Origin of the sequence: Acetobacter conturbans, assembly GCF_011516755.1 — a bacterium.
In the GTDB taxonomy this organism is placed as follows: Bacteria; Pseudomonadota; Alphaproteobacteria; order Acetobacterales; family Acetobacteraceae; genus Acetobacter; species Acetobacter conturbans.
In genome coordinates, this window is the sequence record NZ_WOSY01000007.1 from 198,720 (window position 1) to 220,093 (window position 21,374).

The 21,374-nt window shown below is 57.8% G+C and carries 19 protein-coding genes; 9 read left to right on the top strand and 10 right to left on the bottom strand.

Going from position 1 to position 21,374, the window contains the following annotated elements; genetic code table 11:
- Positions 1-173: 173 nt before the first annotated feature.
- The gene (locus GOB81_RS09310) at positions 174-935 is read left to right on the top strand and encodes a tetratricopeptide repeat protein (RefSeq protein WP_173570131.1); all 762 of its coding nucleotides are present in this window, start codon (positions 174-176) and stop codon (positions 933-935) included.
- Positions 936-1,146: 211 nt separating this feature from the next.
- Positions 1,147-2,469, top strand: a complete 1,323-nt coding sequence (locus GOB81_RS09315; RefSeq protein ID WP_173570132.1) for an ammonium transporter family protein — start codon at positions 1,147-1,149, stop codon at positions 2,467-2,469.
- 135 nt (positions 2,470-2,604) lie between these two features.
- Here the strand turns inward: GOB81_RS09315 and GOB81_RS09320 are convergent, their stop codons facing one another.
- Positions 2,605-2,772, bottom strand: a complete 168-nt coding sequence (locus tag GOB81_RS09320) for a hypothetical protein (protein WP_173570133.1) — start codon at positions 2,770-2,772, stop codon at positions 2,605-2,607.
- Between the two features lie 117 nt (positions 2,773-2,889).
- On the opposite strand from GOB81_RS09320, the gene GOB81_RS09325 reads away from it, so the two are divergent.
- Together GOB81_RS09325 and GOB81_RS09330 are read left to right on the top strand one after the other, a co-directional pair.
- Entirely contained in the window at positions 2,890-5,625 is a 2,736-nt protein-coding gene (locus GOB81_RS09325) for an SGNH/GDSL hydrolase family protein (RefSeq protein ID WP_173570134.1), read from the top strand.
- A gap of 134 nt (positions 5,626-5,759) precedes the next feature.
- Positions 5,760-6,503, top strand: coding sequence for a DNA/RNA non-specific endonuclease (locus GOB81_RS09330; RefSeq protein ID WP_173570135.1), 744 nt, complete (start codon positions 5,760-5,762; stop codon positions 6,501-6,503).
- A gap of 126 nt (positions 6,504-6,629) precedes the next feature.
- On the opposite strand, the gene GOB81_RS09335 is transcribed toward GOB81_RS09330, so the two are convergent.
- From GOB81_RS09335 to GOB81_RS09365, 7 genes are all read right to left on the bottom strand, one after another.
- On the bottom strand, positions 6,630-6,848 hold the full coding sequence (locus tag GOB81_RS09335; RefSeq protein WP_173570136.1) for a hypothetical protein: 219 nt from the start codon (positions 6,846-6,848) through the stop codon (positions 6,630-6,632).
- A gap of 445 nt (positions 6,849-7,293) precedes the next feature.
- A complete protein-coding gene (locus tag GOB81_RS09340) occupies positions 7,294-8,064 on the bottom strand; it encodes an ABC transporter ATP-binding protein (protein ID WP_173570137.1) in 771 nt (256 codons plus the stop codon).
- Positions 8,058-9,041, bottom strand: coding sequence for an ABC transporter permease (locus GOB81_RS09345; RefSeq protein WP_173570138.1), 984 nt, complete (start codon positions 9,039-9,041; stop codon positions 8,058-8,060). The genes GOB81_RS09340 and GOB81_RS09345 overlap by 7 nt, the downstream gene beginning before the upstream one ends.
- On the bottom strand, positions 9,038-10,108 hold the full coding sequence (locus tag GOB81_RS09350; RefSeq protein WP_173570139.1) for an ABC transporter substrate-binding protein: 1,071 nt from the start codon (positions 10,106-10,108) through the stop codon (positions 9,038-9,040). Before GOB81_RS09350 ends, GOB81_RS09345 begins: the two co-directional genes overlap by 4 nt.
- A gap of 6 nt (positions 10,109-10,114) precedes the next feature.
- The gene (locus tag GOB81_RS09355) at positions 10,115-10,675 is read right to left on the bottom strand and encodes a flavin reductase (RefSeq protein WP_173570140.1); all 561 of its coding nucleotides are present in this window, start codon (positions 10,673-10,675) and stop codon (positions 10,115-10,117) included.
- Complete coding sequence (locus tag GOB81_RS09360) at positions 10,665-11,363, bottom strand: peroxiredoxin-like family protein (protein ID WP_173570141.1); 699 nt, start codon at positions 11,361-11,363, stop codon at positions 10,665-10,667. Before GOB81_RS09360 ends, GOB81_RS09355 begins: the two co-directional genes overlap by 11 nt.
- 96 nt (positions 11,364-11,459) lie before the next feature.
- A complete protein-coding gene (locus tag GOB81_RS09365) occupies positions 11,460-12,347 on the bottom strand; it encodes a LysR substrate-binding domain-containing protein (RefSeq protein ID WP_173570142.1) in 888 nt (295 codons plus the stop codon).
- 143 nt (positions 12,348-12,490) lie between these two features.
- Between GOB81_RS09365 and GOB81_RS09370 the strand changes: the two genes are divergently transcribed.
- From GOB81_RS09370 to GOB81_RS09390, 5 genes are read left to right on the top strand one after another with little or no spacing between them, the layout of a single operon-like run.
- The gene (locus tag GOB81_RS09370) at positions 12,491-13,582 is read left to right on the top strand and encodes an LLM class flavin-dependent oxidoreductase (RefSeq protein WP_173570143.1); all 1,092 of its coding nucleotides are present in this window, start codon (positions 12,491-12,493) and stop codon (positions 13,580-13,582) included.
- A 6-nt stretch (positions 13,583-13,588) separates the two neighbouring features.
- Positions 13,589-14,575 carry an NAD(P)-dependent oxidoreductase gene (locus GOB81_RS09375; RefSeq protein WP_173570144.1) on the top strand — a complete coding sequence of 329 codons (987 nt, stop codon included), beginning with the start codon at positions 13,589-13,591 and terminating at the stop codon, positions 14,573-14,575.
- 24 nt (positions 14,576-14,599) lie between these two features.
- Positions 14,600-15,391 (top strand): class II aldolase/adducin family protein, encoded by a 792-nt coding sequence (locus tag GOB81_RS09380; RefSeq protein WP_173570145.1) that lies wholly within the window; start codon positions 14,600-14,602, stop codon positions 15,389-15,391.
- Positions 15,392-15,424: 33 nt separating this feature from the next.
- Positions 15,425-16,024 carry a cysteine dioxygenase family protein gene (locus tag GOB81_RS09385; protein WP_173570146.1) on the top strand — a complete coding sequence of 200 codons (600 nt, stop codon included), beginning with the start codon at positions 15,425-15,427 and terminating at the stop codon, positions 16,022-16,024.
- Positions 16,021-17,637, top strand: coding sequence for a rhodanese-like domain-containing protein (locus GOB81_RS09390; RefSeq protein ID WP_173570147.1), 1,617 nt, complete (start codon positions 16,021-16,023; stop codon positions 17,635-17,637). The genes GOB81_RS09385 and GOB81_RS09390 overlap by 4 nt, the downstream gene beginning before the upstream one ends.
- Before the next feature lie 248 nt (positions 17,638-17,885).
- Here GOB81_RS09390 and GOB81_RS09395 read toward each other — a convergent pair whose 3' ends face one another.
- Entirely contained in the window at positions 17,886-20,054 is a 2,169-nt protein-coding gene (locus GOB81_RS09395; protein ID WP_173570148.1) for a TonB-dependent siderophore receptor, read from the bottom strand.
- Between the two features lie 49 nt (positions 20,055-20,103).
- Positions 20,104-21,231, bottom strand: coding sequence for an LLM class flavin-dependent oxidoreductase (locus tag GOB81_RS09400; protein WP_173570149.1), 1,128 nt, complete (start codon positions 21,229-21,231; stop codon positions 20,104-20,106).
- Between the last annotated feature and the right edge of the window lie 143 nt (positions 21,232-21,374).

Consider the following 21,374-nt stretch of genomic DNA (forward strand, 5'->3'; position numbering starts at 1 on the left):
TGAGACGGACGTTTTAACGCCTCCTGAGGGCAGAACAGTATAATTGTTTCCCCGACCAGCGCAGGATCAGCGTGAGCACACCCGCAGGACGTAGCTGTCCTGCGCCCAGCAAATCTTGTCGCTGCGGCGCGCATGATGCTATTGCGAGTCTCTCGCAAGAAGAGCCTCATCCCATGATTGCCCGTTTTCTTTCCAGACGACGTCCACCCGAACCCACGCCGCTTCCCGACCATATCGAGAGCATCCGTCTGGCAGCGCTCAAGGGCGATCCACTGGCCCAGACGCAATGGGGGCAGGCGCTGCTCAGCAGCACGTTCATGCAGGGGGATCCCACCGCAGCGGCCGGCTGGTTCACCATTGCCGCCAGTGCCGGGTTCGGCCCCGCTCACAACATGCTCGGACGTTGTTACCATTTCGGCCGGGGTGTGGAGAAAAACATGCCGAAAGCGGCGGAACATTATGAAAAAGCCGCAGAGCTGGGCGATGAATGGGGGCGATACAATCTCGGTATTCTTCTCCTGCGCGGGCTGGGCGTCGAAGCGGACCGTCCCCGGGCATTCATTCTGTTCCGGGACGCCGCACAGAACGGTCATGCCAAATCCATGAATCTCTACGCCCGTTTTCTCGAAGAAGGGTGGGAAGTTCCGCAGGACCAGCAGGCAGCACTTTCATGGTATCGGCGATCTGCGGAAAGCGGCGATTACCGTGGTCAGCACAATTACGCCACGGCCCTTGCGGAGGCGGGACTTGTCGAAGAGGCCCTTCACTGGTGGCGTCAGGCAATCGAAGACAAGGACATGACACCGGACATCCTGCAGGCCATGCGACGGTCCCTCACCACTCTCGGCACCGAGGGTGATACGGCGTTACTTGCCACGGTGGCGCAGCGGCTCACGACCATCCTCCGGAAGCATGAAGACGCAGGCCCACACTAACCCACACGTTGAACCCGTTTTTGCAACGCTGCCGGTGTTCACCTCCTCCTGTGCGTAGGGCGGCGCAGACAACAGTGCGTGCCCGTTTTCATTGCCGTGAAATGGCGTGCGCCAACGAACACTTTCCGAGAATAACAAACGAAGGCTAAAGAGGCCGCGAGGCCTGCCCCCCCATCTCGAGGCAAGGCGTCTTTATCGGAGAGTATGTTTCATGTTTCCCGAACAGGTCTCGACAGCAAATATCCTGTCCGCCTTCATCTATGTCGTCAGTGCTGTCAGCGTGATTCTCGTTCTGATCGGTCTCGGCCTCGTGGATGCCGGTCTGGTGCGGAAAGACAATGTTCTTCACTGCTGGGTGCAGAAAGTCACGACCTGCGTCATTGGCGGTCTTGCCACCTTCTTTGTCGGTGACGCTATCTGGCAGTGGCAGTTCTATGCCGCCTTCGGTACGCCCCATCCCCTCCGACAGGCCTTTATCGACTGGTGGCTTGGGAGCGCCCCCATGAACACGCCCGCCATCGCGCAGGACCCCAAACTATTTCCCAGCGCCGATACGCAGCAGGTCTTTTCAGTCTTTTTCGTGACATTCGCCATGGCAACCGTCGCCCTGATCCACAGCGGCACGGTCGAGCGCATCCGCAGCGCCCCTCTCTATGTGATGTCCCTCGCGGTCGGCCTGCTTTTCTGCCCGCTTGCTGCCTACCTCACGTGGGGACCGCTTTCCCCCCTGACCAACACGGGACTGCATGATTTCGAGGGAGCTGTGGCCCTCTATGTCTTTACCGGCACATGGACGCTTGTGACAGCATGGCGCATGGGGCCACGCGCGGGAGTATTTTCGCCAGACCCGGAAGGGTTGCAGCCCAAGCCGAGCAACTACGGCAACGTCGCCTCCGGCGCGCTCTTCGTGTTCATGGCTATCCCCCTGATCGCTCTCGGCTCGACATGGATCACACCGGGCAAGAGTGTCTACGGCATCACCATGGCCCAGACCGGGGTGGGTATCGTGCTGAAAAACGTCTTTTGCGCCCTCCTCGGCGGCGGCCTCAGCGGCGCCATCCTCGCGGCCCGGCTGCGCGAGCCTGTCTGGGTGTTTTTCGGTCCCATCGCGGGAGCCGTGATGACGGGAACCATTTTTGACGTTGCCGGTTCACTCGAGAGCCTGACGTTCGGCCTGCTCGGACCAGTTCTCGCGGTGCTGGTGTCACGACTGCTTGTTGCTGCCCGCATCGACGAACCGAAAGTTGCCCCGCTGGCCTTCGGTCCGGGTATTGCCGGATCATTACTCGGTGGGTTTCTCCACTGGGGCACGGCGACCGGCGGTTTCCCGGATCTTCCAGCCCCCTATGCGCTCGGACATGCGCAGATCACCCCGTGGTTGCAACTTGTGGGAATCGGAACCGTCATTCTGCTGGCGGCCGTGCCCGCGTATATTCTGTGCCGTGTGTTCGAGGCGACATCCGGATTGCGCATTTCCCGGGACTGCGAACGCGAAGGGATGGACGCGACATACTGGGGGAAGGCGGATACCTGAACATTGTTGTTTGACAATAGTCTTTCCAAAATTTCTCTGAAAGATATTTTCAGTTCACACCCCGCATCCTGACAAGCCGGCTGATCTTTATACGGCCCCGTGAGCGGGATAATCCGCTCACCCCATAGCGCGTGCTCAGGGGCGCAGGTCGGTGCACGCGCATCCCTTCACCGGGTAACGCCTGCCACCATCCCGCACGCCGGATGGTACCCGCTGTGTCTTGCACATCTGCCTCATTGAAAAATCCGGGTTTCCGTAAAGTATTTCAACGGGTGTGATGGCCAGCACATCCCATCCAGGCATGGGGCGGCTCAGGTCGAAAGCATTTTTAAAACCCACAGCGCACTCAGGGACAGCTACTCGTAGCCCATTCTGTGTCGCGACTGAATTACAACGCCTGATTTTAGGAATTTCTTATAAATGACCACATGGACGCAAACTTCCGATACGAGCATCACCAGTGCCGTAAGTGCTGTCGGAGCAGGCCAGACGCTTCTCAACGGGTGGATTGATCTTGTCGGCAACGTCTGGTCCACAACCGCGCTCTGGTCGGATACCACAAGCGGTGACTATTACCTGTCGTCGATCAAGGAAAGCACACCGTGGACCGGTGGCCCCCTTTACCGCCCTGAGACCGAAGACAGCAAAAACCAGCGACTGAACGCAAGTTTCCGGATCGACAACAACCAGACCATGTGGTTCATGCTGCGCGCAAACCGCAGCACATCGACTTCCGGCTTTACCGGATATCTGGTCAGTATCGACGGCACGGCAGACGCTTCGCGCTATGTGCATATTTTCGCCATGGTCAATGGCAGCACGGCCTCGTCTTCCCAGGTATCCTCAGGCACATTCACCGCCACCAACGGTGGCCTCTACAACATCGATATTCAGTGTCTTCAGGTCACGACCACGACTTCGGAAATCATCGTCCAGATCAATGACTCCACGGGCGCCTCGGTATTCAGCTACGACACAGGAAGCGCCAGTTCTGTCATCAACGCTTCAGCGCTGCAGAACGTCACCGGCTCCACGGGCGTCTGCGTTTACGGAACGCAGAACAATACTGCCGGCATCCAGGAAATTACCGTTTACAATGGTGATGCCGCAGCCACCACGACATCCACGACCTATTCCCTCGCCCTGAATCCCACCTCCCTCCTGCTGGGCGCGTCCTCCACCGTTTCTGCCCAGATGAACGGAACCGGCCCTGCGGCCGCAACGGTCGTCACTCTCTCTGACGGCAGCGCGGGAGGCACGTTCACTCCCGCGACGCTCTCCTTCGCCGCAGGCGTGACGACGGCTCTCACCTCCGTCTACAAACCGGCAAAAAGCGGTACAATCTCTGTCAGTGGCACGAACAATCAGTCCCTGACCAATCCGACGGCCCAGACACTCACCATCACGCCAGTGGCTACCACCTACACGCTGACAGGTTCTTCGTCCCTGACGATCAACACCGCCGGCACCTATACACTCACCCCGAATGCCGCACTTTCGGCCAGTGTGACCGTAACACCTGCCTGCACTCTGGCCGGAACTTTCTCTCCCGCCACCCTTACACTAGCTTCTGGCAGCACGACGGCGGTGACTTTCACCTTCACGCCCACCGCATCCGGCTCCGGCACGCTTTCGACAACCAATAGCGGCACACTCACCAATCCCGCTTCGCTGGCGCTTACGGTCAGCAGTCAGGCGACCGCTCCTTCCGCGCCAGCCTTCACCCTGACGGCCGGTTCCGCTCAGGTGACAGTCAACGTCACAGCATCCGCTTCAAACGGTGGCGCAACCATCTCGGGCTACCCGATTTACGTTGGTTCCAGCGCGGGAGGCGAAAGCAGCACGCCGGTCACCACCCTCACCAGCACCGGTTCCTATGTCATCACCGGCCTCACCAACGGCACGCCCGTCTATGTGAAAGTTGGTGCTACCAACAGCGTCGGAACAACACTGGCGAGCGAACAGACGGCAACGCCCGTAGCGCCCGTCAGTGGTGGCACAATCACTGTCGATTCACCCGCGTTCCTGTTTTCACCGGGAAACTGGTACGGCGACACCGGCCGTGCTGGCTCTTCCTGGAGAAGGACCTGGAATGTCGGCGCCTATTTCGTGTTCACCTGGACAGCGTCCGCCAGTCCGAGCGCGACCCTGCATCTGGGACCGACCGGCACAGGCGCTTATGTCACGCTTTATGTGAACGGCGTCGCCGCCACCGTTTCCGCCGCCGGGGATGTGAAACTTTCGAACATTACAGCATCCTCCGAGAATGTTCTGTTCGCCATCATGGATTACACACCTCAGACAACGCGCTGGAGTATGGGAGCCAACAACCTCGTTGTTTCCGGTATCACACTGGATACGGCCTCCAGCGCCGGGACATCCGTGGCTGGCAGCAAGGGCTGGGTCAAACTGATTGGCGACAGCATCACGGAAGGCGTTGAAGCCAACAACAACAAGAACGAAATTATCTACGGCTACGCTTTTCAGGTTCTTCAGGGCCTGCGCAACGAGGGATACGAAGTCTGCGTCTCCGCCTGCGGTTATTCAGGATATCTCGTACCCGGAGACAGCACCGGCGATGTGCCGCCCTATTATTATGTGTCCGGCTCGACGTCCGGCACAGGCGGAACATACACCGACAGCAAGAGCCGCTGGAACAAGATCGATGCGAATATCTCCGCACTGGACAGCGTCAATCATCTTTCGGCATACGGCACCACTGGCACGGAGCCCGCGGCGATCGCCGTGAACTACCTGACGAACGAAGCGCTCAGCAACTACAGCCAGTCAGATGCGCAGGCGGCGATGACCCAGGCCATGATCGCCCACAGAACCGCCGCTCCGGATGCATGGCTGTTTCTCATCGTGCCTTTTGGTTTCCACTATTCCGGAAAATACGATCCGTCTTGGCTGACCGTTTTCAACAATGCCGTACAGGCTTACAAGACCGCATATCCGACGGACGCCCGCGTCGCCGTCATCGACATCGGCTCCGATTTATCCAATACCCTTCAGAAGAATCAGGGATGGTACATTTCCGCCTCTGACGACGTTCATCCTCTGGCACCCGGCCATGCTCTCATTGCCCCGGTTGTGCAGGGTGCACTCATGACGTCAATGGAAGGGCGCAAAAGCCAGTCCTATACCTTCTACTGATCTTCAGAATGGGAGAAAACCATGCTTTTGCCCCAGATCACGGGGCAAAAGCATGGCCATTCTAAAAGAAACGAACTGCCTGCATTTTTAACGGCACATTTGCTCCAGCTCCATAATCCCGGCAAACAGCCTCCATGCTGCTGTTCATTCGCCTTCTCAGTCTCGTTCTGCTTCTCGCGCCCCTTGCTGCACACGCCTCCTGCGCGGATCATTTCGCGGCACAGGCACAGCCGACGTCTTCCCGACAACTGATATTTCTCTGCTCATCAAGCTTTGCAATCGGCTACTCCCCTCAGGATCGGGAAGCCGCATGGAGCGCCGAGCATCTGACGGCAGACATAATCAATGAGGCCGACTCCCTGAAAGGACGCTCTGATTTTCAGGAGGATCTGCGTCTGCCTCTCAATGCGCGATCCGAACTTTACGATTACAAGCGATCCGGCTGGTCACGGGGACACCTTACTCCCTCCGGAGATGCGCCGACATCCCCAAGCCGCAGTGAAACCTTCATGCTTTCAAATATCGTCCCACAGGCCGCCCGACTGAATTCAGGTGCATGGAATCATATTGAAGCCAGAGTTCGCAAACTTGCGCTGCGCCAGAAAAATATTTATGTCATGACCGGCCCCGCATTTCGGGAATCACACGGCACGATCGGGCCAGATCATGTCAGGGTGCCGTCTTCAATCTGGAAAGCCGTCTATGTGCCGACAATGACGGCGGTCTCAGTTATCGTCTGCAAAAACACAGCGCCATACCGTTGCAACAGCGTGAGCCTCGACTCTCTGGAACGCGTGACCGGTATCGACCCTTTTCCGGGTCTTTCATCCGCTGAACGCAGCAGAAGCAAAATTCTTGATCACTCGCTCCTGTTCTGACCTTCACTGATATTTTGCAGAGACAGGTTCAGGTTCGGCTTCGACTCATGACCCGTCGCCAAACCTGAGTAGCAGAGATATTTTCAATGTGATGAACACACCAGAGCGTTATGCCATCAGCGATTCTCACGCCGAGAGATAAGCGCGACCCCCGACCTGTCCGCTCAGGCTGCGAAACTGGGCAACAGCACGACGGACAAGTTCCCGTCGCTCATTCAGAACCTGATTATGCAAGGAGCGGACGCTGTCGTGCGTCGCGTAGAACCGGTGGCGAGTCCGGTTGGATTCGAGAATGATGGTCCCGACAAAAATTCCATCAACTTCAACGGTTTGAGATTCATACATGATCAAACTGCCTTCCTGATCTTTACGACCGGCCGACAGATGACTGCCGGCAATTTCAGCCCTGAATGACACCTTGTACGGCATCGCGGAACATGGCCCGACATCGGACCTCGCGACACATTCGATGGTATATCATGTTCATTTCACGCGATCTTTTCAAAAAGACCCTCCCCTGAGAGTGCGGCCATTGAGACAAAGTCTCGGGGGGCGGTCAAGATAAAACACCCAATACGTATCATTAAATTTGTAAAACCATAATTTCACTAATATCTATGATTATTTAAGCTTTCTCGTTGCAGCAAACTACCCGATACAGGCCCTGATAAGAAAGCCCCCATATGGGCTACCCTCTTCAAGTTATTTTGAATGTTATTAGATAAAATAATAAAACTGTAAAAATTACCGACATTCACCCCATTCACCAGCCACCTGAGACCGGAGGCTTTCAGGCAGCCTGCGAATAAAGCAGCTGAGACAGAATCTTTTCCCGCAGGACGATCATCTCAGGCGCATTCCTGTCGCGTGGAAAAGGAGCACTCAGCACAAGATCAGAAAGAATGGCCGAGGAGCCCTGCCCACCCAGCGTCACGATCCGCGTCCCCAGCAACAGAGCCTCATCCACATCATGCGTGACCATGATCGCCGTGAAGCTCCGCTCTTTCCAAAGGCGATGCAATTCCGTCTGCATCGTCAAACGGGTCAACGCATCCAGCTTTCCCAGAGGTTCATCCAGAAGCAGCATTTGCGGCTTATTGACCAGCGCCCGCGCAAACGCGACACGCTGCGCCATGCCGCCGGACAACTGGTGCGGCCACGCTTTCTGAAACCCTTCCAGCCCCACCAGCCGGACAGCCGCATCGACAGCCGCATCATCGCGTTTTCCGGAAATATCCTGTGACAGAGCTATATTCTGGCGAACCGTTCTCCAGGGATAGAGCGTCGGGTCCTGGAACATCAGAATGCGGTCCGGTCCCGGTCGGGTGATGGGAGTGCCGTCCACCTCGATCCACCCGTCATTCGGCGATTCCAGCCCGGCGATCAGACGCAATAGGGTCGATTTACCGCATCCGGAGGGACCAAGCAGCACAACGAATTCACCCGGCTCCACACGCAGATTCAGGTCGGCCACCACCTCCCTGTACACACCCTCCAGCCTGTATCCATGACGCACGCCGCCAAGATGCAGCGTCACGCCTTCAGCGCGCGGCGTTACCATTTCAGGCCGTCCTTCTGCCACACCAGTATCCTGTCCCGAATACGGAACAGCAACGTAATCAAGCCCGTGCACATGACGGACATGACCAGAAGCGCCGCATACATATTGGGATAGGCCGCCCAGCCCTGCGCCCATTGCATGTAGAACCCCAGACCGGCTTTCACTCCCAGCATTTCGGCCACGACAAGCATGGCGAAGGATGCACCGAGTCCCATGAACAGACCAACGAAGATCTGAGGCATGGCAGCCGGCAGCGCCACGCGGAAAATAAGAAACCGCTCACTCGCCCCCATTGTCCGGGCGACGTCATGAAACGCCGGATCGACCGCCGAGATTCCGGACCACGTCAGAACCGTCACAGGAAAAGCCGCCGCAAGCGCCATCAAGGCCTCCCCCGCGAGCCAACTCGACGGACTGAGCACAAATGCCAGCGGCAACAACGCCACAGGAGGCAGAGGGCCAATCGCGCGCAGGACCGGATGGGCCCAGTAGCGAAAACGCGCGAACCGGCCAAGACCTATGCCCGCTGCGATACCCAGTAGCGAACCGATCGAATAACCCACCACCAGCAACCCGAGCGAATGAAGCAGAGAATTACCCAGCTTCGACCAGTCGGTGATGAACACGTCCAGCAGATCCTGCGGTGTCCCGAAAAACGGACGCGGAAGAGCCAGCAGTTTTGCCTGCGCCACCTCCCATGCCCCCAGTCCCGCGCCGAGCGCCACGGCCCACGCCGCCCGTTCCTTCAGAAGCCGCAGCGCCGCCGCTCCCAGAAGCAGCACGCCGATCAGGACGAAACCGACCGCCAGCACGTTGGTATCAGGAAAATCATCAGCATCGGGCCATCGCCATGTCAGCAGGGCTGATACCAGCCACACCGGACCGGCCAGCCACGCCGTAACAGACACCGATCCCAGCCGACGCGCCCCCACATTCTCTGGCGCTGCTGCCAGATAAGTAGTCTCCGCCCCGCTCATGACGCGAACAGGTCCTGCGTCACCCGCGCCGCGTAGCGCGTCGTGTCCAGAGAAGGCCGGAACACGCCCACGCCTTTCAGGGCTTCGGCATAACGGACGATCTCGTCACGGAATGAACCGGCAAGTGCCTGATGATGATGGCCCTGCATGCGGATCATGGCCGCGAGTTCCTCAGCCGGGACTTTCGGCGCGAACGGCTGGAAGATCCGCCCTGTTTCCTCTGGATTACAGGCCACCCAAGCACCGGCATCCAGAATGGCCCGCGTAACGGCGCGCGCGACATCCGGCTCCTCACGCACCAGACTGCCGCGCAGACCGATGACGCAGCAAGCGGTATGCGCCCACGCCCCCGTCATGTTGCTGTCGATATCGCGCAGGCTGGACTGTTTCCTCTGCATCCGGCTGTACGGGTCGGCATCGGAAATTGCCTGCACTTCGCCGCGCTGAAGAGCCAGCGGAAGAAGATCGGGCGGGAAAGCACGCCATGAAACGTCCGTTTCAGGGTCCACGCCAGCTTCCTTGAGTCGTATGGCAAAGAAATTGCGATCGGGGCCACCGATGTCGGTCACGCCGACAGTCTTCCCTTTCAGGTCAGCGAGCGCCCGGATGGCGCTGTCATTCGGCACCATCAGATACATGCAACCGGCATGCAGTCCCGCAACCAGCTTCACATCGAACCCCTGCTGAAGCGGCTTGAGCCAGCGTAATGCCATGCCGGGAGCCCCATCGGCCTTGCCCGTGGCGATCGCCTCCAGCAACTGATCCGTCGCACCGCCGAAATTCACATAGTCCACGTCGATATTATATCGCGCGAAAAACCCCTTCTCCTTCGCGACCGGCACCGCCGCCACGCAAATGGACGTCTCGTTCCATGCGATGGACAGCTTGCGCGGCTTTGCCAGCGGTTTCACCTCTCCCGCGATGGCCGCATGACAGTCCTCGCCATGAGCGCCAGCGGCAGACATGGCCTCCTGCGCCCAAAGGGGTCGCGCCATGACAGCGCCGCCCACACCCAGCAGGGAAGAGGCGAGAAACCTTCTGCGAGAAGACGAGCCTGTGAACGACATCAAATCTCAGTCCTGTCCGGAACCAGTCCGGAACGTTGATGGATGAACCAACGGAAGATGGTGAAAAGCCCGGGCGAACCACGCGAGGGCAGCATGGCTCGGATTGCCCAGAGCAATCGCCTCCACGGAACAGAACAGCACATCATGCGTGCCGGATGTCCGCACGTCGCCGATCGAACAATCCAGTGTTACAACAGCATCATCGAGGAGTGGGGCTCCGGTATGACCCGTGCGCCACACGCCCGAAGCAAACTTTTCATCGGACGCCCTGCGACTGCTGGCGAAAACACCGGCCATCTTGTCATGGCCCTGCCCAAGAATGCTGATGCCCACGACACCGTTCTGCAAAAAAGCTTCATGCGAACGATTGCTGCGATTGAGGCACACCAGCACCGTTGGAGGTGTGTCGCTCACGCTGCTGATGGCCGACACCGTCAAGCCATGCCGTCCCCCCGGCCCATCCGTCGTAACCAGTGTCACCGGCGCACCGAGGCGGCTCATCGCTTCACGAAACAGATCCGGAGCAAGCGACGAGGCCGCAAGGGTCAGCACATCTTCAGGCGGCATGGGAGGCTCCTCGCTGCGTGAGGCCAAGCGCCGACAGGATGCGCTCACTTTCCGTGCGATCCATCCAGTCCGGCGACACATCGACAAAGCGTACGACACGACCCCGACCGATGACGACAACCGCGGGCTTGGGAAGTTCCCATGTCTCTTCAAGGCCATTCAGGGCGGCGCTGTTTCCACCTTTCGACACAGCCGCCTGACGGGACGGTTCATCAAAAACATAGGTAATGCCCAGAGACCGTGCGAAAGCCAGACCCGTGTCGGATGCAACGGGGAATGGCAGATCATGGCGCACCGCGATCTCGGCCAGCGCCTGCGGCGGCTGCGGTGAGATGGCCAGCAGGGGAATGCCCGCAGCGGAGAGCGCGGGCCAAAGCGTGTCGCGATAGTGAGGCAGGGCAATGTTGCAGGCAGGACAACCGGCGAAACGGAAAAACACCAGGACGGCCGGTCCTTTCGCGACCAGCGTGTCCAGAGAAATGGTGCCCCCGTCAATCGTGGGCAGCGACGTTTCCGGCAAAACGTCATTCTCCTGAACGACGTGACCGGCAGTCCCGTGCTCGTCAATCAGCGTCCTGCGCTGGTTGACGTTGATGGCCAGCGCCTCGGCCGACCATGTGCGGACGCGCTCATCTTCCAGAGCGCGGAATTTCGTGCGGAGAGGCGACAATGCATTGGATGATGTCATGGGAGAACTCGAAACAGGAATGGGATGGAGCCAATCCTGCCGTGAAATCCCGCTGAACTCATAAGAAGTTCTTGTCATCAATCGGTTGAGCAACACTCAACCTCCCGCCGCTGCGGCCAGAAGGTCACCAAGCTCGTTCGCCGCATCCGCGAGATGATTGCGGCGCACCAGAATGGTTTCGATCTCCGGCACGGCAGGCAGCGCATCGCCCGTGATGGTGGGCAGACCCTCTGCCGTGGCGAAGCGCCGGGTGCGGCAACTGACACCAAGGCCGCCCCGCACCCCCGCCCGCAGAGCCGGCAGGTTCGGCGTTTCCAGAACCAGTCGGTAATCACGACGTTCCTGCGTCAGCGCCCGGAGCGCCGCATCACGAAAACGGCAGGGTGGCTCAAGAAGAACAAGCGGAACTTCCGAACGCTCCGCAATCTGAGGGTCCCCGATCCATGTCATCCGGTCATGACCCACCACCTTCCATGTGGCGCCGGAGCGGTCTCCATGCTGACCGAGGCAGAGCACCAGATCGAGCCGCGACCGGTCGAACATGTCCAGCAGTTCGGCTGAGCCACCCACGCGCACCACGAGCCGCGAACGCGGATGGGCGAGACGGAACTGGCCGAGCACATCCGGCAGCAGCGTGTCGGCAAAATCCTGCACCATCCCCACCGTGATGGGGTCCGGCTCCGCATCCTCCCCGAGCGTGCTCATGATGCGGTCGTTGAGCGCCAGAAGCTGCCGGGCGTAACTGACCAGTTCCTCTCCTATGGGGGTGAGGATCAGCTTGCGGCCATCGCGCTTGAAAAGCTTCTGCTGCAGCACGTCTTCCAGCCGCTTCATCTGAAGGCTGAGCGCGGACTGGGTCAGAAAAATGGTTTCCGTGGCCTGAGCCATGGAACCGGCCTCCACGATCGCCACGAACGAACGGAGCAACTCCGTGGGCACATTGCGTGCCATGCGCTGAGGCAGCGAATGACCGGACTGGGACATGACAGAAACTCCGCCCCGCGACTCTTCGGGGGTCATATTAACGAATGTGAAGTGCGTATTGAGCATTCCTTGCTTGCTTTAATTCATTTTTCAAGCGTTAATTTTGTTATAAACTATTTTGTATAGTGAAATTAGGAGTCGACATGCCCGTGGAATTCATCGGCTATATCGGAAGCCGCAACCAGTCCGAGATCATTCCCCCGTCCGGCCCAACCGTGAATGCCAAGCATATCGAGACAGCAGCGAAAATTCACGAAAATGGTGGATTCGACCGCGTTCTCGTCGCCTTTCACTCAAATTCACCCGAAAGCATCCTCATCGCGCAGCACGCCTCATCCGTAGCGCGTGATCTGGGACTGCTGATCGCCCATCGCCCGGGGTTCAATGCACCGACCATCGTCGCGCGGCAGCTCGCGACGCTTGATCACCTCACGAAAGGTCGCGTCGCCGTTCATATCATCACTGGCGGTAGTGATTTAGAACTTCAGGCGGACGGCGATCACACGACCAAGGCCCAGCGCTATGCCCGCACGAGTGAATATCTCGACATTGTGAAGCAGGAATGGAGCGCCACCACCCCTTTCGACTACAAGGGCGAATTCTACGATGTGAGAGGAGCAAACTCCCTCGTCCGTCCCTATCGTGACAGCGGCATCCCCGTCTATTTCGGCGGCTCCTCCGCTGAAGCCATCGACGTCGCAGGCAAACACGCCGACGTTTATGCGCTGTGGGGTGAAACATACGAACAGGTTGCCGAGACCGTCTCCCGTGTTCGCGCTGCGGCGGCCCGTCACGGTCGCACGCCTCGCTTTTCACTGTCCCTCCGCCCCGTGCTTGCGGAAACGGAAGAAGCCGCGTGGGCACGCGCCGACCGTATCCTTGAAAAAGCACGGGATCTTCAGGATAAAACCGGCTTCACCCGGCCCACAGTGATTCCAAACGAAGGCTCACGACGCCTGCTCGAAGCTGCCTCCCAGGGTGGCCGTCTCGACAAGCGCCTGTGGACAGGTATCGCGGCCCTCACAGGCGCGCGGGGCAACTCCACCTCACTGGTCGGCACCCCTGATCAGGTCGCCGAAGCCCTGATCGACTACTACCGCCTCGGCATCTCCACCTTCCTGATCCGCGGTTTTGATCCGATCCTGGATGCCTATGAATATGGACGTGACCTGATTCCCCGCGTCCGGGAACTGGTGGCCGCCGAGGATGCGCGGTCGGCCAGTCACGCGGCCTGATATCCCATGCTGGAGTTCGCCAGACGCCCGGTTATCCTGAATCAGATCGGTGGAAGCATGACCACCGTTCTTGGCGACTATGCTGACCGCATCGACGTCATTTCCGGAGACCGCGACGCGGCGGAACCGTGGAAAACGGGAGGCGCGGACATCCTGCTGACCGGCCCCTCCCGTGCATGGGCGAAGGCGCCTTCCACTCCTCCAACGGACTGGAAAGATGGACCACGATGGGTGCAGATCGCATCTGCTGGCATTGACAGTTTTCCTGACTGGGTGCTCAGCGGTCGGCACGTGACATGTGGGCGGGGAGACGCCGCCACACCCATTGCCGAATTCGTCCTATCGGCACTCCTGGATTACGAACGCGATATCGACCGCCTGCGACCCACATCTCCCCGGGAATGGGAAGCGGCGGCACAGGCACTCCGTAAGCGGCCCGAAACCGGCACGCTGCATGGACGGACGCTCGGACTGGCCGGATATGGCGCGATTGGGCAGGCCATCGCTGTCCGTGCCCGTGCTTTCGGAATGCGTGTGCAGGTGCTGCGTCGGAGCCCTCTCACGGCTACGTCCGGCGAAATCGAACCTGTGCAGTCGTTGACGGACCTCTTCCGGCAGGCGGACCATCTCGTTCTCGCCATGCCTCTGACACAGGAAACCCGGGGCATCGTCGACAGGGAAATCCTGCAACAGGCCAAACCGGGTCTGCATCTCGTCAACATCGCCCGTGGTGCCCTGATCGGTCAGGATGCTCTCCTGCATGCGCTCGACGCAGGCCGCCCTGCCTTCGCCACACTGGACGTGACGACGCCCGAGCCGTTGCCCGCCGACCATCCATTCTACACCCACCCGCGCGTAAGACTGACACCTCACATAAGCTGGGCCGGCCCCCATGTGCGTGAAAATCTTGCCCGTCGCATCAGCATCAATCTGGACCGCTATCTGCGTGGCGAGCCGCTTCTGGACACCATAGACCCCACACGCGGCTACTGACCGTGTGAAGAAAGGATCAGTGCGATGAACGTCATTTCTCCTGTCGAAACACAGGCGCGTGTGCGCCGTCTGGTACCCCGCGCTCCTGCGGCATCCCATGAAGAGGAACGTCTGCATCGCAAGCAGCGTCTTGCCGCCACGTTCCGGCTGTTCGGTCGTTATGGCTTCGATCAGGGACTGGCAGGTCATGTGACCGCACGCGATCCGGAATTTCCCGATCGTTACTGGATCAATCCGCTCGGCGTCCATTTTTCACAGATCCGTACATCCGACCTGCAACTGGTCGACCATGATGGTGCGATCCTGATCGGCAACAGACCGATAAACACAGCGGGTTTCACAATCCATTCCGCGCTTCACAAGACACGTCCGGATGTGATCGCCGCAGCACACACGCATTCCACCTATGGCAAGGCGTTCTCCGCGCTCGGAACAGAACTTCTTCCTCTCACTCAGGATTCCTGCGCTTTTTACGAAGACCATGCTGTTTTTGATCCGTTTTCCGGTGTGGTGCTCGATGACAGCGAAGGAGAACGGTTGGCCGAAACGCTCGGCTCACGCAAAGCCGTGATCCTGCAGAATCACGGCCTGCTGACTGTGGGCGATTCCGTGGAAGCGGCCGCATGGTGGTTCATTACGATGGATAATGCCGCTCACGCACAGCTTCTTGCACAGGCCGCAGGTCCCGTGAAACCCATCGCCGCCGATATCGCCCGCAAGACAGCCGCTCAGGTGGGAACGGATCTCGGTGGATATTTCTCGTTCCAGCCCCTCTGGGACTGGATCGTCGCGCAGGAACCCGACCTTCTCGACTGACATATGACACACTCCTGCTCCGGAACAGTTCCCATGACCCAGATTTCCCCACTTCGCGACTTTGTCGTCGGTCTTACGAAACTCTACGATGAAGGTCTCGATCCTCAGACCCTTCAGGTAAAAGGCGCCGATCTGCTGCGCACCCTCGTTTCTCGCGATAACTGGCTGCCCGATGAATTCGCTCGCCCCAATCCAGAACGCTACAGCCAGTATCTTCTGCATTGCGATCCGCTGGAACGCTTTTCGGTCGTAAGTTTCGTGTGGGGTCCGGGCCAGAAAACCCCCCTGCATGATCATCGTGTCTGGGGCCTGATCGGGATGTTGCGTGGCCGTGAGAGCGAGACTCAGTTCGAACGTGATGGAGACGGTCGTTTTCGAGCCACGGAAAAATCCTTTCTGGAACCGGGAGAGGTCGCATCCCTCACACCGGGCGTGAACGATTACCATCTGGTCGCGAACGCACTCACCGATGAAGTCTCCATTTCCATCCATGTCTATGGCGACAATATCGGCGGCGTCTCCCGCGCAACCTACGACCCTGAAACCGGCGAGGAAAAGACGTTCATCTCCGGTTATTCAAGTGAGGAAACCCCTAATCTCTGGGACCGCTCCCGTGAAAGAAAAGCCGCATGAACGCGATCTCTCCTGCCACTTCCGTGCAGATTACCGAAACGCTGCCTGAACAGGTCCGGAAATCCCTGCGCAGGGGCGCCGAAATTGCCCTTCTCGATGTAAGGGAGGAAGACCCATTTGCGAGCGGGCATCCTCTTTTCGCAGTCAATCTGCCGCTGGGCAGAATCGAAGAACGCATCGGCGCGCTACTCCCGCGCAAAACCGTTCCTGTCGTGATCTATGATAATGGAGAAGGGCGTGCACATCCGGCCGCGATTCTTCTCCGGCAACTTGGCTACACACAGGTTACCCTCCTTGCAGGCGGTCTTGAGGGATGGAAAGCCTCGGGTGGCGAACTGTTCATCGACGTCAACGTGCCGTCCAAGGCCTTCGGCGAACTGGTCGAACATGTACGGCACACGCCCTCCCTTCCGGCTGAAGAGGTGCATGAACGCATCGCGCGCGGAGATGACTTGGTGATCCTCGATGCGCGCCGCTTCATAGAATATAATGTCATGTCCATTCCGGGTGCCCAGTCGGTACCCGGCTCGGAACTGGCGCTCCGGGTCAGAGATATCGCTCCGTCTGTCAACACCACCGTGATCGTCAACTGTGCCGGCCGCACCCGATCAATCATCGGCACGCAGTCTCTAGTCAATGCCAAAATCCCCAACCCCGTCTTCGCGTTGCGAAACGGTACAATCGGCTGGACACTTGCCGGCTTCGAGCTGGATCATCATGCAACCCGCAATGCGCCGGAACCGTCAGAAGACAATCGGCTCGCCGCCCGATCCACAGCAGAGGAATTGGCGGAGCGCGCAGGCGTGCGCCTCATCACGCCCGCCGAACTGGAAACCCTGGCACATGACGACCAGCGCACGCTCTATCGTCTGGATGTCCGCTCCCCCGAAGAATATGCTGCTACCCATCTGCGTGGCTTCCGCTCAGCTCCCGGCGGCCAGCTTGTGCAGGCGACCGACGAATGGGTCGGCGTCCGGCACGGCACCATTGTCCTGACCGATACGGATGGCGTCCGCGCACGGATGACAGCTCACTGGCTGCGACAGCTTGGCTGGAAAGAGGTGTATGTTCTGGATGACTGGAGTGGTCTGGAACATGAGAGCGGATCGGAACCGCGTGTGCTGGCTACTCCCCTTCCGCAAACGGAGATCATCACGGTTGATGCGCTGGCGACATCACTGGCATCGGGATCGCCGCCTCTGCTTCTGGATGTCGCCGCCAGCCCCGCATTCCGGAAAAGCCACATTCCGGGGTCATTTTTTATTATCCCCACGGACCTCTCGTCAGTCTCTCGTATCCGCGATGCTGCTGAAATCGTCCTGACATCGCCTGATGGCGTAAGTGCCCGTTTTACCGCAGCGCGTCTCGCATCCTCTGGACAAAAAGTGCGCGTGCTTGAGGGTGGAACACAGAACTGGCAGGCTGCCGGTCATCCTCTTGAAAGGGGATTAACGCACGAAAACAGCCTTTCCCAGCCGATCGATGTCTACAAACGTCCTTATGAAGGCACCGATAACGGCCATGCAGCCATGCAGGCCTACCTCGACTGGGAGTTTGGTCTTGTCGCGCAACTCGAACGCGATGGCACTCACGGTTTTAATGTGCTCGAATAAAGATACTGCTGCCATTGAGATAAATAAAAAGGAAGCCTCGTTTCGGCTTCCTTTTTTTATGGTGTCATAACCAGAAAAACGGAGTTTTGGTTTTGCGACAAACGACCGGATTTCGTTCGCTCTGATCCCTTGCGCCTGCAAAGAATGAATCGGAGAAGATTCCCATTTTATCACGATTTTTTAGGCACAATAACAGAACCCATCTCTCTAATGGATGGGCTTTATTCGACAATCCCTACTTACTTCTTCTACAGATCGAACCGAGCACTCAGAGTCACGGTCCGCGGTGCGCCGGGGAAAAGATTCCGGTTTCCACGACTCAGCCAGTACCGAACATTACCGATATTCTCGACAGCTGCCCGGAAGACCATCGGGTGTCCTCCAACATTCATCGCGTAGGAAGCACCGACGTTCCCCACAATGTAGGAAGGCAGGTGGATCGTGTTGGCAGCATCAAACCAGCTGCGTGAAACGAAATTGAAACCTGCATTGACACTGAGTCCCTTGATCGGGCGTATCCGATAATCCGTATTCAGCGCTGCCTGAAAAGGTGCGACGGCTTCCAGCTTGTGGCCTTCATATCCAACCGCCGCTTTCACATAGCGGGCATCCAGATAGGCCAGACTGCCATTCAGGTTCAGATCTCTGGTGAGCAGCCATGAAGCCGATGCTTCCACGCCCTGATAACGGGACGTTCCATCCTGCACATAATAATTCTGTGCATTCGTATAGGCGGCGCCGGTATCCATACGAAACACAGCGATGCTGCCACTGAAAGTCTTACGCTGCACCTTGACGCCCAACTCATACTGAGAACTGCGGATCGGGCCAAACACCTGCATGTAATTCACGTTGGATGAACCGCCCTGGCCACCAGCCTGCATGGCCTGCACCCAGCTGAAATAGGCATTGATTTCCGGCGTGATCTTGTAGCTCAACGATACGACAGGTGTGACCGGATTGTTCCGGTGGGCTGCCGTTCTGGCACCGGTTTTCGAGTAATCGTTTTCCATGTAATCCGTGTAACGGGCTCCCGCCATCAAAGACCATTTTCCATATGTGAATGTATCACTCCAGAAGGGCGCTACCTGCTGATAGTCGATATAGCGATACATCTTGGGATTAAAGTCTGTTGCATTCGTAATAATTGGTCGACCGTCATGGATATTTCCATATTCGATCGGTCCGACTGCCCCAGAATTGGCATCTGCATCAAACATCTGCCGAAGCCATGTGATACCAACAATCACATCATGGTGGATTGGCCCCGTGATGAAGTGTCCCTGTGTGATGGCATCAACCTGATGATAGGTCAGAACACGCTTCTGCTCGAATGCCTGATTGTAATACTCACCGTCAGGATTGGTAAAGGTAATCTGATTGGAAGGAAACTGCTCATCGAGATGCGTATAGCCATATGTCAAGCTTGCAGACCAGTTGCTGGCGAACTCCCAGTCAAATCCTGTACTGAACCTTTTCATATCGTTCGTTTTCCAGGAGTCCTTCGCTCCGAATTCCGACCGTCCGCTAATGGTATGGACAGCACCCACACCATTTGCAGAAGCAATCGTATTCACCATACCTTTCTGTAAGGTATTCATGTAAAAACTATTGAAATGCCAATGCAAGGTATCGGTGATACGCACGTTGGTCGTAAACGAGGTCGAAAGATTTCTCAGGAAACTGCCGTTGTATTGATTGCCGACCTCGCTTGCGAAGGTGAGGCGTGTCTGGATGCGATGAGCATCATCCAGAGAACCACCGACATCAAGCATCTGTCGGAAAACCGAGTCCGAACGATAGCCAGCTTCCACTGTAACTTTTCTGTTTTCTACCGGTGCTTTCAAACGATAATCCAGAACGCCACCCGGCGACCCAAAACCGTACATGAAAGCCGAGGCACCCTTGAATACCTGAATAGTATCGAAATTACCGAGGGGCAGATCAATATACCAGTAAGGAATGGCCATTCCATCGATCTTGTAACCGTTGGTCCAGTCCAGATTGAGTCCACGAACCCGCACGCTGGAACCGGATGCAGTTGCCGTCCCGTTGGAGTTCGCCTGCACGCCGGGTTCGTACCGCATGACATCGTTGATGTCGCTAGCCTGCATCGCCTCGATTTTGGCAGCCGAAACCGAACTTACGGAAAAAGGCGTATCAAACTCGGATCGATTCCCAAGCGCTCCCAGTGGAACATGGCGCGCAAGGCGTGGTGCATTACGCGCTGTTCTGATCGTGATTGTTTCCGAACCACCCACGACCGGTTTATGAGTGACAGGTGGCTTCTGAATATTCTTTTGCTGGCTTGCAGCGTGAGCAGCATGGCTGGTCGAGTCATGTGAAGTCGCTGCATGAGCAACAGAAACACCGGACAGCGAGGCAAGCAGAAGGGAGCGCAGCCCGATACGGGTCATAAAAATTATCTCCGGATACTAAAGAAAAAGAAACTGGTCGAAAGCGATGTCAGGCTGTCAGCTTGCCACATCGGCCTTCACGTTCGACCAGTGCCCGCACGCGGGGAATCAGTTCATTTCCATAAATCTGGGCATCCGCGATTGGATCAAAACCCCGAATAAGGAAAGTCTCTATGCCAAGCCTGTAATAACGCAACAGACTTTCAGCCACCTGGTCAGCCGTCCCCACCAGTGAAGTGGAATTCCATCGACCACCAGTGGCCTGTGTAACACCAGTCCACAGACGTTCGTCATGCCGCGAACCGCTGGCGGCAATTTTCTGCAGGCGGCGCGAGCCTTCGTTAGTCGGCAACGCCCCAGGAACTGGTTTCCGTCCCGCCCGATCAAGACCGATGCCTGTCGTATCCTGTTCCTTTTCCTGTCGGGCCTCGAGTTCAGCCTGAATGGCAGCCGCACGCTCCCATGCATGCTCTTCCGTATCTGCAATGATAGGACGAAAGGAAATCGAAAACCTGATCCGCCGTCCGTGAGCGCGGGCAGCAGAGCGCACACGATCCACAAGCGCACCAGCTTCCCGAAGCGGCTCGCCCCACAGAGCGTAACCATCCGCATACTTGCTTGTGACAGCAATGGCTTCTTCAGATGCACCACCGAAATAGACCGGAATACCCGAGCCATGAACCGGGCGCACTGCTGAATGTGCACCCTTTATTCGGTAATAATGCCCTTCATGATCAAAAGGTGCTTCACCATGCCATTCCTGCCTCACCACACGGATATATTCCGCCGCCCGCGCATAGCGCTCCGCTTTTGTCAGGTGATCCCCATCAGCTTCCAGTTCACGGTCGCTGCCTCCCGTGATGACATGCATGGCGACGCGGCCGCCCGTAAGCTGGTCCAGAGTGGCAAACTGACGGGCTGCAAGCGTGGGCGCCACGAAACCGGGACGATGAGCAATCAACAGACCAAGATGTGTCGTCGCGAAAGCAGCATGATGCGCGACAATCTGGCTGTCAGGAGAAGTGGAATGGAAAGCCACCAGAACCCGATTGAAACCGCCCCGTTCCTGAAGAATGGCACTGCTTGCAATATAATCGGGATCCACGGCAGCCCCATGAGGGCCAACAATTTCCGTCTGCTCCTGCGCGCTGACATAACCAATGAATTCGACCGACATTATCCCATTACCCTGATATGCTATAGCCGCTAAGCATCATGGGATTTGAGGACAAAATCACGCCAGTAATCTTCATGTGTGACGTAAGAATTGCTTTATAACGACACCGCTATACGCTGCACAACAACATCACACGACACAAC

Bases quoted from the DNA above. Each gene is read 5' to 3' on its own strand.
- GOB81_RS09310 (WP_173570131.1), top strand. From the start codon at position 174: ATGATTGCCCGTTTTCTTTCCAGACGACGTCCACCCGAACCCACGCCG.
- GOB81_RS09315 (WP_173570132.1), top strand. From the start codon at position 1,147: ATGTTTCCCGAACAGGTCTCGACAGCAAATATCCTGTCCGCCTTCATC.
- GOB81_RS09320 (WP_173570133.1), bottom strand. From the start codon at position 2,772: ATGCCTGGATGGGATGTGCTGGCCATCACACCCGTTGAAATACTTTAC.
- GOB81_RS09325 (WP_173570134.1), top strand. From the start codon at position 2,890: ATGACCACATGGACGCAAACTTCCGATACGAGCATCACCAGTGCCGTA.
- GOB81_RS09330 (WP_173570135.1), top strand. From the start codon at position 5,760: ATGCTGCTGTTCATTCGCCTTCTCAGTCTCGTTCTGCTTCTCGCGCCC.
- GOB81_RS09335 (WP_173570136.1), bottom strand. From the start codon at position 6,848: ATGTATGAATCTCAAACCGTTGAAGTTGATGGAATTTTTGTCGGGACC.
- GOB81_RS09340 (WP_173570137.1), bottom strand. From the start codon at position 8,064: ATGGTAACGCCGCGCGCTGAAGGCGTGACGCTGCATCTTGGCGGCGTG.
- GOB81_RS09345 (WP_173570138.1), bottom strand. From the start codon at position 9,041: ATGAGCGGGGCGGAGACTACTTATCTGGCAGCAGCGCCAGAGAATGTG.
- GOB81_RS09350 (WP_173570139.1), bottom strand. From the start codon at position 10,108: ATGTCGTTCACAGGCTCGTCTTCTCGCAGAAGGTTTCTCGCCTCTTCC.
- GOB81_RS09355 (WP_173570140.1), bottom strand. From the start codon at position 10,675: ATGCCGCCTGAAGATGTGCTGACCCTTGCGGCCTCGTCGCTTGCTCCG.
- GOB81_RS09360 (WP_173570141.1), bottom strand. From the start codon at position 11,363: ATGACATCATCCAATGCATTGTCGCCTCTCCGCACGAAATTCCGCGCT.
- GOB81_RS09365 (WP_173570142.1), bottom strand. From the start codon at position 12,347: ATGTCCCAGTCCGGTCATTCGCTGCCTCAGCGCATGGCACGCAATGTG.
- GOB81_RS09370 (WP_173570143.1), top strand. From the start codon at position 12,491: ATGCCCGTGGAATTCATCGGCTATATCGGAAGCCGCAACCAGTCCGAG.
- GOB81_RS09375 (WP_173570144.1), top strand. From the start codon at position 13,589: ATGCTGGAGTTCGCCAGACGCCCGGTTATCCTGAATCAGATCGGTGGA.
- GOB81_RS09380 (WP_173570145.1), top strand. From the start codon at position 14,600: ATGAACGTCATTTCTCCTGTCGAAACACAGGCGCGTGTGCGCCGTCTG.
- GOB81_RS09385 (WP_173570146.1), top strand. From the start codon at position 15,425: ATGACCCAGATTTCCCCACTTCGCGACTTTGTCGTCGGTCTTACGAAA.
- GOB81_RS09390 (WP_173570147.1), top strand. From the start codon at position 16,021: ATGAACGCGATCTCTCCTGCCACTTCCGTGCAGATTACCGAAACGCTG.
- GOB81_RS09395 (WP_173570148.1), bottom strand. From the start codon at position 20,054: ATGACCCGTATCGGGCTGCGCTCCCTTCTGCTTGCCTCGCTGTCCGGT.
- GOB81_RS09400 (WP_173570149.1), bottom strand. From the start codon at position 21,231: ATGTCGGTCGAATTCATTGGTTATGTCAGCGCGCAGGAGCAGACGGAA.